This window comes from Pseudomonas sp. NPDC087803 (genome assembly GCF_044742995.1).
Taxonomy (GTDB): domain Bacteria; phylum Pseudomonadota; class Gammaproteobacteria; order Pseudomonadales; family Pseudomonadaceae; genus Aquipseudomonas.
On record NZ_JBIUVO010000074.1, the window covers coordinates 1 to 10,802 of the forward strand.

The window sequence follows — 10,802 nt, forward strand, 5'->3', positions numbered from 1 at the left end:
AGACCACCGAGCGCGATCATCGAGATGGTGACCATCACGATCGGCTCGTGGAAAGGGATCGCTTCCCAACTTAATTTACCAAACATCGTTTACTCCTCTGCCCCGGCAGCTGAATGCGAATTCGAGTCCATTTCAGCGTTGCGGTCAGCGATCAGGTGCAGCTTGGTGGTCATGCCCGCCATCGCGTAGATCTGGCCGCCCAGGCCCGGAATGAAGAACGAGTTCATCACGGCGTCGGAAGTAATCCGGAAATTGACTGGGGTGTGCGCCGGGAACACGATCTTGTTGACCGTGGCAATGCCTTGTTCCGGGTAGATGAACAGCCACTTCCAGTCCAGCGCAACGACTTCGATGGTCACCGGCTTGACGTCGGATTCAATCGGACGGTACGGGTCCAGTTTGTGGGTCGAAATGTAGGTGATGTAACCCAGGGCAATGATGATCAGGACCGGGATGGTCCAGACTGCCACTTCGATTTTGGTCGAGTGCGACCATTTCGGGGTGTAGACGGCGTCCTTGTTGGAAGCGCGATACTTCCAGGCAAACAGGAAGGTCATGACGATAACCGGCACAACGACCAACAGCATCAGCAGCGTGGCGGTGATGATCAGGTTGCGCTGTTCCAGGCCGACCTGGCCCGTTGGATTGAGCAGGGTCATGTTGCAGCCTCCCAGCAACAACGTGCCGAGCAGCGGCACTAGGCCTAGTAATCTGGGGTACCTGTTTTTACTCATCTCACGACCTCTAAAGCAGCTTGCGCAATGCAGTTGGGTTTTGATCGCCAACACTTCACCCTGCCAAGGGTTGGCATTTTCTTTGGATTGAATAAGGGCCGCCCGTCGCGCGTCAGACGCTCGACAAAACCTTGGGACAGCGTTCAGTTCTTATTCGAATTCGTGGTCAAAGGCCTTGTTACAGACCAATTCCATTTGGTGCGGAAAGTTGGAAGGCACCGACACCTGGGTGTCCTGCAAGCCTTTCGGCCGGCTCGACACCCGACTTCCTGCTCGGTTCCTTATAAAGGCCGAACAGTGCCGGGAATTCAGTGCGGGCGATTGTAGATAGGTAGCGCCCTATACACCATGTCTTATCCCGAAATAATTTTTATCGCTCAGAGCAACAATCCATCACCGTTTTTGCAAAAGTTCCGCATGTTATCGAAATCGATTCTCAACAAAAACACCAAAAAATGTAGGCCTATACACCTCAGTTCAGACAGCTCTGAAGGCTTTTTCCCAACGCCGAATCGGCGCAAAGCCCGATATTCAAAGGCCTCTGGCCATCTGCCAGAGCCTGTTAAAACTGCCTGATCTGGCACACACGTGCAAAACCAGAAAAATGCCGAAACAGACCAATGCTTTTTTGTAACATTACGCCAATCCGGCTTGCTGAAACCCTCTGCGACAGGACGCGTGTGACAACATGTCGCACACCTGCCGCACCCACCCTTGCCGTTCGTCACGGTGTTTTCACAAACGCTCTGAAATGCAAAACGCCCCGATCGGCTGATACGCAAATCGGGGCGTTTTCTGTATCGGCCGATCAGCCGCAGAGTTGATTCAACGCAGTGCTTTTCGGTTACGCGAGGTCAGCAGCGGCACCAGGATCACCACCAGCACGAACGCCAGCAGCGCCCATTGCGCCAACGACAGGCCGAGGATCGGCGGGTACGGCGTCGAGCAGAAACCATCCACCTGGAAGCCCAGCGGGAAGATCTTCGCCAGCGGCAGATCGTCGACAATCGGCTGCAACACGTCGATGCCGCAACTCACCGCCGGATAGAACTGGGTGTACACGTGATGACCGGCGACGCCGGCTCCGGCGATCGCGCAGATCACCACCAGCACCTCAAACACCGTGATGCTGCGGCGGGTGCGCATCGCCGCGCCGATGAAGGCGAACAGCGCAATCAGCAACAAGGCGTAACGCTGCAGAATGCACAGCGGGCATGGCGCCTCGCCCAGCACGATCTGCATGTACAGCGCACCGCCGATCAGCGCCAGACAGATGATCCCCAACAGCACCAGAAAGCGCCGCTCACGTCCCAGTCGAATCGTTTCCTCGCTCATCGCGTTTCCTTTATATGTCCATGGTTCAGCTGGCCGGCGGCTGCGCTTGCAGTTGCGCCATCAGGCTGATGTTGTCTTCGATATGCCAATTGGCCGCGATGCGACCGTTGTCGATCTGATAGATATCGGTTGCCCGGAAGTCTACACGCTGGCCCTGGCCTTTGAGAGCCTTGAACGTGCCGCTGAAATGCCCGCGAAAGTGTAGATGCACCACCACGCGGTCACCGGCAATGATCATTTGCTCAATCTCGCAGCTCAGGTCCGGCACCGCCGTACGAAAGAACTTCGACGCCAGCAACGGCCCGGTCGGCCCTTGCACCCGACCTTCGGGCGGGGTCTTGTCGACAAACTGCGGCGACAAGGCTGCCGTGGCCAGGGCCTCTTCCCCACTGTTCCAGAAACTGCCGTAACGCCGCGCCGCCAACTCCATTGCCTCGCGCTGAGCCTTGGGCAGGCTCTGATCGACGATCAGCGTCTGCGGTGTGATCAACGCCGATTCCGCTGAAGCAAACGGACTGGCCAGCAAAGCGGCCGACAGGCCAAGCGTTGCCAGGCTCAAACGAGAGGAAAAGATGCTGTGCGACATGGGGGCGATCCTGATCAGTTAAACGAACGAGCGCCTATCATCAGCATCGGGGAATAAACGATAAACCGGTTAAGAAACGATTAACCTTTAAACACCTTTTAAAAATCAAAGTTGCGTAACGGCCATCGCGGGCAAGCCCGCTCCCACGGGTTCAGCGTCGTTCACAAATTCTGTGCACGCCACAAATCCTGTGGGAGCGGGCTTGCCCGCGATGCAGACGACTCGGTTTTGACAATTACTCCAAAGCCGCAGCCGGCCCGAAGAACTCATAACGGCTCTGCTGTTCCGGCACACCCAGCGCTTTCAGATGCCGCTTGATCGCGCCCATGAACCCCTTCGGCCCAAGGAAGTAAGCATCGACGTCACGTTGCGCCGGCAGCCACTCACCCAACTGCTCCTGACTGAGCATCCCGAGCTTGTCCGCCGCCGGGCTCACGCCGTCATCTTCGGCATAGCAATAGAAACGCTTGAGTTGCGGATGACGCGCCGCCAGCCCGTCGACCCAGTCGCGGAACGCATGCACGCTGCCATTGCGCGCACAGTGGATAAAATGCACCGGACGCTCGGTTTGCAGCGCCGCCTCGAGCATCGCCAGCGTCGGGGTAATGCCCACGCCGCCACTGATCAGCACCAACGGCTTGTCGCTGGCCGTCAGGGTGAACTCGCCCGATGGCGGGAACAGCTGGATGCTCGCGCCTACGTGCAGTTGATCATGCAAGTGGTTGGACGCTCGACCACCCGGTTCGCGCTTGACGCTGATGCGGTACTGGCCCTTGTTCGCCAGTGCCGACAACGAGTAGTTGCGGCGGATTTCCTCGCCGTCGAGGATCAGCTTCATGCCGATGTACTGGCCCGGTTCAGCGGCAAGGATCGGACCTTTGTCCGCCGGCTCAAAATAGAACGAGATGATTTCTGCGCTCTCCTCGACCTTATTCACCACGATGAACTCCCGCGCGCCGCGCCAGCCGCCGACCGCTTGTTCCTTTTGGTCGTAGATCGCCGTCTCTGCACCGATCAGGATCTCGGCCAGTTGCCCGTATGCCGCGCCCCACGCGCTCATCACTTCAGGTGTGGCGATCTCCTCGCCAAGCACTTCGGAGATGGCACGCAGCAGGCAAGTGCCGACAATCGGGTAATGCTCCGGGAGGATCTGCAGGGCCACGTGCTTGTTGATGATCTTCGCCACCAGATCGCCCAACTGGTCGAGTTGATCAATGTGTCGGGCGTACATCAAAACGCCATTGGCCAACGCACGCGGCTGGTCGCCACTGGCCTGGTGCGCCTGGTTGAACAGCGGGCGAACTTCAGGGTATTCAGAAAGCATCATGCGGTAGAAGTGGGTGATCAGCGCTTCACCACCGCTTTCCAGCAGCGGCACGGTGGATTTGACAATGGCACGATCCTGGACGCTAAGCATAAGAGTGACTCCTGAGCTTTTTGAGAATTACCTTAGGCTTATCAGTTTTCGTGCCAGATTAATTATCGTTATAAATCAATGGCTTATTTTTTACGTAGTCATTTAGACTCAAAGCGCTTTATAGTCATAGCGACTACATCGTGTCTCTTTGACTACAAGACCATGACCGCTAAATCCCTGCTCACCGCTTTACTGCCGCTGGTCTCCGACCTGTCCCGCGAACTGCCCGAAGGCGAGCGCTATCGGCGCCTGCTCGAAGCCATGCGCGCCCTGCTGCCGTGCGACGCCGCCGCGTTGCTGCGCCTGGACGGCGAATGGCTGGTGCCGCTGGCGGTGGATGGTTTGAGTACCGACACCCTCGGCCGACGCTTCAAGGTCAGCGAACATCCCCGTTTTGAGATCCTGCTGGGCGGCGCCGGGCCGACCCGGTTCGCCGCCGACAGCGACTTGCCCGATCCATACGACGGCCTGGTCGATGGCCTGGGCGATCACCTCGAAGTGCATGACTGCCTCGGCTGCCCGCTGTTCGTCGACGAAAAACTCTGGGGCCTGATAACCCTTGATGCGCTCGATCCGGAGCGTTTCGAGCCGATCGAACTCGACGCTTTGCAAGCCTTCGCCAGCCTCGCTTCGGCCACGGTCAACGCCGCCGAGCGCATCGAACGCCTGGCGCTGCGTGCCGAGGACGAGCACCAGCGCGCCGAGGTCTACCGCCAGGCCAGCGGTCAGCAGCAGCGCGAAATGATCGGCCAGAGCAAGGCGCACAAGCGTTTGGTGGAGGAAATCAACCTGGTCGGCGGCAGCGACCTGACCGTGCTGATCACCGGCGAAACCGGGGTCGGCAAGGAACTGGTGGCGCAGGCGATCCACGCCGCCTCCCCGCGCGCGGACAAACCGATCATCAGCCTCAACTGCGCCGCCCTGCCCGACACCCTGGTCGAGAGCGAACTGTTCGGCCACGTACGCGGCGCCTTTACTGGCGCCACCAGCGACCGCCGCGGCAAGTTCGAACTGGCCAATGGCGGTACGCTGTTTCTCGATGAAGTCGGCGAACTGTCGTTGACGGTACAGGCCAAGTTGCTGCGCGTGCTGCAAAGCGGCCAGTTGCAGCGGCTCGGCTCGGACAAGGAACATCAGGTCGACGTGCGCCTGATCGCCGCGACCAACCGCGATCTGGCCGAAGAAGTGCGCAGCGGCCGCTACCGTGCCGACTTCTATCACCGCCTGAGCGTCTATCCGCTACAAGTGCCGGCGCTGCGCGATCGCGGCCGTGATGTGTTGCTGCTCAGCGGCTTTTTTCTCGAACAGAACCGTTCGCGCATGGGCCTCAACAGCCTGCGCCTGAGCAGCGATGCCCAGGACGCACTGCTCGCCTACACTTGGCCGGGCAACGTGCGCGAGCTGGAACACTTGATCGGGCGCAGTGCTTTGAAGGCGCTGGGCAATTGCAAGGTGCGGCCGAAGATTCTCAGTTTGAGCGCGGCGGATCTGGATTTGCCACGTGAGGTTGTGGATAACTCGGTTGAGCCGATTGCCGAGGTGCCCTCGATGCCGTTGCTCAGCGGCGATCTGCGCAGTGCCACTGAGGAGTATCAACGCCGATTGATCGGCGCCGCGCTCGAACGCAATCAGGATAACTGGGCCAGTGCTGCGCGGGAGCTGGGGCTGGATCGGGCGAATCTTGGGCGGATGGCCAAGCGATTGGGGCTGAAATAAAGCAAAGATCGCAGCCTGCGGCAGCTCCTACAGAGTTCACTTCCCCTGTAGGAGCTGCCGCAGGCTGCGATCTTTTGATCTTCTGCCTGCTCAATGGCACTAAAGCCTGCCCCCGACAAGTCGATAACCCGGCATCAATAGTTTCTGGCGATTTACACCCTCGCCCATCACCTTTTTCCACAGAAGGTTTTTATGTCTTCCAACAAAGCCCGCGCAGATTCACTTTCGCTTCTGCTGTTTACCTTGCGCAGCGGCAAGCTGATGGCGATCAACCTGCTGAAAGTCAGTGAAATCATCCCCTGCCCGCCGCTGACCAAAATGCCGGAGTCGCATCCGCACGTCAAAGGCATCGCCACCCTGCGCGGCGCGTCGCTGTCGGTGATCGACCTCAGCCGTGCCATCGGCGAGCGACCGCTGGAAGACCCGAACGGCGGCTGCCTGATCGTCACCGACGTCAGCCGTTCGAAGCAGGGCCTGCACGTGCAGGCGGTGAGCAAAATCGTTCATTGCCTGACCACCGACATCAAGCCGCCGCCATTCGGCTCCGGCGGCTCGCGCGCCTACATTACCGGCGTGACCTCGGTGGACGGCACACTGGTACAAGTGCTCGACATCGAGAAAGTCATCCACAGCATCGCTCCGGCGCAGATCGAAATGGCCCCGACCGACCTGAGCATGGAAGACGCCGAAGTGCTGGGCAATGCACGGATTCTGGTGGTCGACGACAGCCAGGTAGCGCTGCAGCAATCGGTGCACACCCTGCGCAACCTCGGCCTGCAATGCCACACTGCGCGCAGTGCCAAGGAAGCCATCGATTGCCTGCTCGACCTGCAAGGCACCGCGCAACAGATCAACCTGATCGTCTCCGACATCGAAATGTCCGAGATGGACGGCTATGCCTTCACCCGCACCCTGCGCGAGACCCCGGACTTCGCCCACCTTTACGTGCTGCTGCACACCTCGCTCGACAGTGCGATGAACAGCGAGAAAGCGCGCCTGGCCGGAGCGAACGCGGTGCTGACCAAGTTCTCTTCGCCGGAACTGACCCAGCGCCTGATCGAAGCCGCCAAACACGTCGCCGCCAACGGTCACTGAGTCTTGGGCCAGACGTACTGCTTTTTGATGCGGCGCGAGCTTCGCCAAGACGTGCCGCCGATCCACTGGCCGGAAGGCGTCGAACTGAGCACTTATCGCCCGGAACTGGCGGCGGCCGTGCATCAATTGATGCAACGTGGCTATCGTGAAGGCGGCGGTCGGGTGCCGGCACTGGAGGAATGGCAGCAGCGGTTTGAAAGCGATGCCGAATACGATCCTGAATTGTGCTTCATCGCCCGCGATAACGAAGGCGTAGTCGGCGTGGCGCAATGCTGGACCAGTTCGTACATCAAGAACCTGGTGGTACATCCGCGCGCACAGGGCCGAGGTTTGGGTCGGGCGTTGCTGCTGAATGCATTCAAGGTGTTTCAGCAAAGGCGCGAAGGATTTGTCGATCTGAAGGTGCTGGAAGACAACCTCCGGGCGCAGCGTTTGTATGAAAGTGCCGGGATGTTTGTGGTTCGCCGGGAACTTGTGCCGGACTGATCGACCGTATTCGCGAGCAAGCCCGCTCCCACAGGGGGAACGCATTACAAATTGTGGGAGCGGGCTTGCTCGCGAAGAGGCCGGCCCAGGCAACTTCCCTTCTCAGGCAGACTCCAACCTTGGCCACCTACGACCAAGGACGCCCACGATGAAAGCCCTCACCCTAAGCCTGCTCTGCCTCACCGCCCTCGCCTCTCAGGCCCACGCCTCCAGTCCCGACGCATGGGCCGCCTACGACAAAACCGTCCTCGCCAGTTGTACCAAGGCCAGCGGCCTCAAAGACGCCAAACCGGTCGGCACCCCCGCGCAATTCGATGACCGCGTCGGCTACACCGCCGTACTGCTGCAAGGCCAATACCCGCAAAAACACATGAAAGGCCAGCAAGGCAGCGAACTGTGCCTGTACAGCAAAAAGGCGAAAACCGCGTTCGTCACCGAATGGGACTCGATCCGTCCGACCAGCAAGCCTTGAGGGCTGGCGCACAACTTGCTTCGATCAGCCTCAGCCTGGCGACTTTACGTCGCCGTTTCACACTATGACTGAAGATTGATCGTGCAATGAATACGACGTTTTCCTGCGTTGGCTGCGGCAAATGCTGCACCGACCACCATGTGCCTCTGACCCTTGCCGAAGCCCGCATGTGGGCGGCGGATGGCGGTCAGGTGATCGTGCTGGTGGAGGCTTTTCTCGGCAACGGCCTGGGCCTGCCGGCGCAGCAGCGTGAACACGCCGAACGGCGTTCGGCGGTCGTGCGCAGCGGTACTACCGAGGCCCACGTGGCAATCACCTTCGCCGCCTACAACGTCGGCCGCTGTCGGAATCTTGACGAAGAAAACCTGTGCCGGATCTACGCGCGCCGACCGTTGGTGTGCAGGATCTACCCCGCAGAGATTAATCCGCACATCGCACTCAACCCTGCCGCCAAGGATTGCCCGCCGGAGTCATGGCAACAGGGGCCGCTGCTGATTGTCGGCGGGGAACTGGTCGATCAGGAACTGCTGGAGTTGATCCAGCGTTCGCGTCAGGCCGATCGCGATGACATCCGGATCAAGGAAGCGGTATGCGCGGCGCTGGGGATTCGTACAACGGCGCTCAAAGGCGATGGGTTTACCGCGTATCTGCCGGAGATGGGCGCGTTTGCGGCTGTGATCGATCAGGTTTGCGCACAGCCACTGCACACAGCATCCAGTGAGTGGCTGTTTCATTTGTCCGGGGATGATGTGGCCGGGCAGTTGCTCGCAGCCGGGGCGCAGGTGGTGACTGAGCCGGCGCAGACGTATGCGTTTATTTCGCTGCGGGCGGCTTGATCCGAATTTCGTACTGCCTGCAGTGGCGCTTTCGGGAGCAAGCCCCCTCCCACAGGGATCTGAGCTGTACACAGAATAATGGATCAACCCATAACCCTGTGGGAGGGGGCTTGCTTTCATTGGAAGAACTCGCTGCGTCGCAGCGCGCTGCGCAGATTATTCATGGTCTGGGTCATCTGCGGGCCGATCCCCCTTTTGACCAGCTCGCCGTCGGTATCCAGCCCCAGCAAACCGGACAAGTAGACCGTATCGCCAATCCGCACTGCGTCGGAAAACGGCAAGCCTTCGACATTGGGTTAGTAACGCGGCGAAGCGTTGGTTATCGGCGGTAAAAAGCGCCGAGTGATCGCCTGAAACTCCCCCGTTTGCTGGAGACGCGCGAGCGCCGAATTCAAATCATCACGCAGCCGGGTGTCGGTTTTGCGTACCGCCATGGCCACCCCGCTTCCCAGCATCGGATCCTTGATCGCCGGGCCTGCAAACGCGAAGTCGTACCCCTGAGGCTGGCTCAACAGTGCGTGGGTTATCTCGATGGAGTCCTGCAAGGTGGCGTCGATTTCGCCCGCCAGAAGACTGGCAATCAACTGATCATTGAACTGAAAACTGCGCACCGTCACGCCGGAACCGGCCCAACGGGCCGTAGCGAACTCTTCCCGGTTGGTGCCGGCCAGCACGCCGACCCGCCTCCCCTTGAGCGATTGCACATCCGGTTGCAGATTCGCCGCCCTGCGCGCCACCAACTGGCTGCTCAGCGGATACAGGTTGTCGGTAAAGTCCAACTGCTCGCGCCGCGCCGGCGTAGCGGTCATGGGCATGATCACATCGAAACGATGGGCCTGGAGCGCTTGGATATTGGTCGCGTAATCCTGGTCGACCCAGACGCAGCGCCTGTGCAGCTCGGCGCACAACGCATTGCCCAATTCAATGTTCAGCCCCACCAGTTCCCCGGCGTCGTTGCGACTTTCAAAGGGCGGAACAAGAGGCTCGATGCCAAACCTGAGCGTCGGCTCTACCGGCGCCGAAACACAACCGGTAGTCAGGGCCAGGAGCAGCAGGGCAGACAGGGTTCTTGCCAGAAACATTGGGGCGACCTTCATCAGAGATTTCACAAGTTCATGAATCTTTGACGAAAGGTCACCGGCATTCCCAGAGGACGAATCATCTATCGCTGTGGGAATAATCCTTTTCTGACAGAGATGCCGTCAGTTCCGATCAGCGCTTGCCCATCGAACGACGGGTGCCCGGCGGCGCCATGCCCGGGGTCTTGGTGTGGCCATTCTTGGCGCCGTTCTTGTACCACGGCTGGTTCGAACCTTTGGCGGCGGCCAGTTCACCCGGTTTGAACGGGAACTTGAAAGCCGCAATCTCGGGTTTGCTCTCGCTGGCGTCAGCCAGTTCGGCCGGGACATCGCTCACAGCGTCGTCAACCGGCGGTTGGGTCGGGGAAGTCATAAAAGCTCCGCAAAGCAAAAAATCGGGCGCGAACAGTGAGCCGCGAAGGCGCGCAGTATACCTGCGCGCCCTGACTCGGCACCTGAAGATTTTGCACCGCTCGCCGAACGGTTTACAGGTAGGTGATGGTGACGATGCCCTTGTCGCTTGAAGTCTTCAGCGCTTGATAGGTCATGGAGAACGGCAACGATTGATGGCTGCACGCGTTGCGATAAGTGTCCACATCGACCTGCAGACCTGGCTTGATTTCGACCTGACGCGACGCATCGGAGGCCAACGACCCGGCACGCTCCACCGCACAACCGGAATCGACGATCTGCCCGGTGAAACGGATCTCGCCGGAAGTCGACTGCGGCGCGGCGCAGACCGCCAACGGCAGCAAAACAAGCACACTCGCCAATGCGGTTTTCAGATTCATGGAACGACACTCCCGAAGAGGCCCACTCAATTGACGACCGGGCTGTACAACATTTATCCGCGGATGGGGGCGGATCTTTAGGAGCGTAGTTGTTGCGGGGAGCAAACGTACCGATTCACAGATATCGAGTGATGGAATGGGGGCGCTGGTCACGGTTTCGGATGGGGGTGCTGGACAGTCGTCATCGCCAGCGGTCTGGCTCGCACAATTGGATCAAGTACATTCGCTAGAGATTGGTCGCTGGCAGGCCGCCAT

At 59.6% G+C, this 10,802-nt stretch carries 10 protein-coding genes and 2 pseudogenes; 5 read left to right on the forward strand and 7 right to left on the reverse strand.

Annotation, left to right across the window (positions count from 1 at the left end; translation table 11 throughout):
* Positions 1–98 precede the first annotated feature (98 nt).
* The 4 genes and pseudogenes from cyoA to hmpA form a co-directional block, all read right to left on the reverse strand.
* Positions 99–734: pseudogene (gene cyoA, locus ACIOUG_RS23765) on the reverse strand (ubiquinol oxidase subunit II); the annotation flags it as partial.
* Positions 735–1,559: 825 nt separating this feature from the next.
* Positions 1,560–2,069, reverse strand: a complete 510-nt coding sequence (locus tag ACIOUG_RS23770; protein WP_007916948.1) for a disulfide bond formation protein B — start codon at positions 2,067–2,069, stop codon at positions 1,560–1,562.
* Positions 2,070–2,094: 25 nt separating this feature from the next.
* Positions 2,095–2,655, reverse strand: a complete 561-nt coding sequence (locus ACIOUG_RS23775) for an ester cyclase (protein WP_401069095.1) — start codon at positions 2,653–2,655, stop codon at positions 2,095–2,097.
* Positions 2,656–2,890: 235 nt separating this feature from the next.
* Positions 2,891–4,072 (reverse strand): NO-inducible flavohemoprotein, encoded by a 1,182-nt coding sequence (gene hmpA / locus ACIOUG_RS23780; RefSeq protein WP_401069097.1) that lies wholly within the window; start codon positions 4,070–4,072, stop codon positions 2,891–2,893.
* 162 nt (positions 4,073–4,234) lie between these two features.
* On the opposite strand from hmpA, the gene norR reads away from it, so the two are divergent.
* From norR to ACIOUG_RS23805, 5 genes are all read left to right on the forward strand, one after another.
* Positions 4,235–5,788 carry a nitric oxide reductase transcriptional regulator NorR gene (norR, locus tag ACIOUG_RS23785; RefSeq protein ID WP_401069100.1) on the forward strand — a complete coding sequence of 518 codons (1,554 nt, stop codon included), beginning with the start codon at positions 4,235–4,237 and terminating at the stop codon, positions 5,786–5,788.
* Between the two features lie 192 nt (positions 5,789–5,980).
* Positions 5,981–6,883 carry a chemotaxis protein CheV gene (locus tag ACIOUG_RS23790; protein ID WP_003227992.1) on the forward strand — a complete coding sequence of 301 codons (903 nt, stop codon included), beginning with the start codon at positions 5,981–5,983 and terminating at the stop codon, positions 6,881–6,883.
* A 27-nt stretch (positions 6,884–6,910) separates the two neighbouring features.
* Entirely contained in the window at positions 6,911–7,369 is a 459-nt protein-coding gene (locus ACIOUG_RS23795; protein WP_401069103.1) for a GNAT family N-acetyltransferase, read from the forward strand.
* A 148-nt stretch (positions 7,370–7,517) separates the two neighbouring features.
* Positions 7,518–7,841 (forward strand): hypothetical protein, encoded by a 324-nt coding sequence (locus tag ACIOUG_RS23800; RefSeq protein WP_401069106.1) that lies wholly within the window; start codon positions 7,518–7,520, stop codon positions 7,839–7,841.
* 86 nt (positions 7,842–7,927) lie between these two features.
* On the forward strand, positions 7,928–8,677 hold the full coding sequence (locus ACIOUG_RS23805; protein ID WP_401069108.1) for a YkgJ family cysteine cluster protein: 750 nt from the start codon (positions 7,928–7,930) through the stop codon (positions 8,675–8,677).
* A gap of 131 nt (positions 8,678–8,808) precedes the next feature.
* Here the strand turns inward: ACIOUG_RS23805 and ACIOUG_RS23810 are convergent.
* The 3 genes and pseudogenes from ACIOUG_RS23810 to ACIOUG_RS23820 all read right to left on the reverse strand — a co-directional run.
* Positions 8,809–9,759, reverse strand: a pseudogene (locus ACIOUG_RS23810) (transporter substrate-binding domain-containing protein); the annotation flags it as partial.
* 130 nt (positions 9,760–9,889) lie between these two features.
* Positions 9,890–10,129, reverse strand: a complete 240-nt coding sequence (locus ACIOUG_RS23815; RefSeq protein WP_003228000.1) for a hypothetical protein — start codon at positions 10,127–10,129, stop codon at positions 9,890–9,892.
* A 112-nt stretch (positions 10,130–10,241) separates the two neighbouring features.
* Entirely contained in the window at positions 10,242–10,547 is a 306-nt protein-coding gene (locus tag ACIOUG_RS23820) for a type 1 fimbrial protein (protein WP_401069111.1), read from the reverse strand.
* Positions 10,548–10,802: the final 255 nt, after the last annotated feature.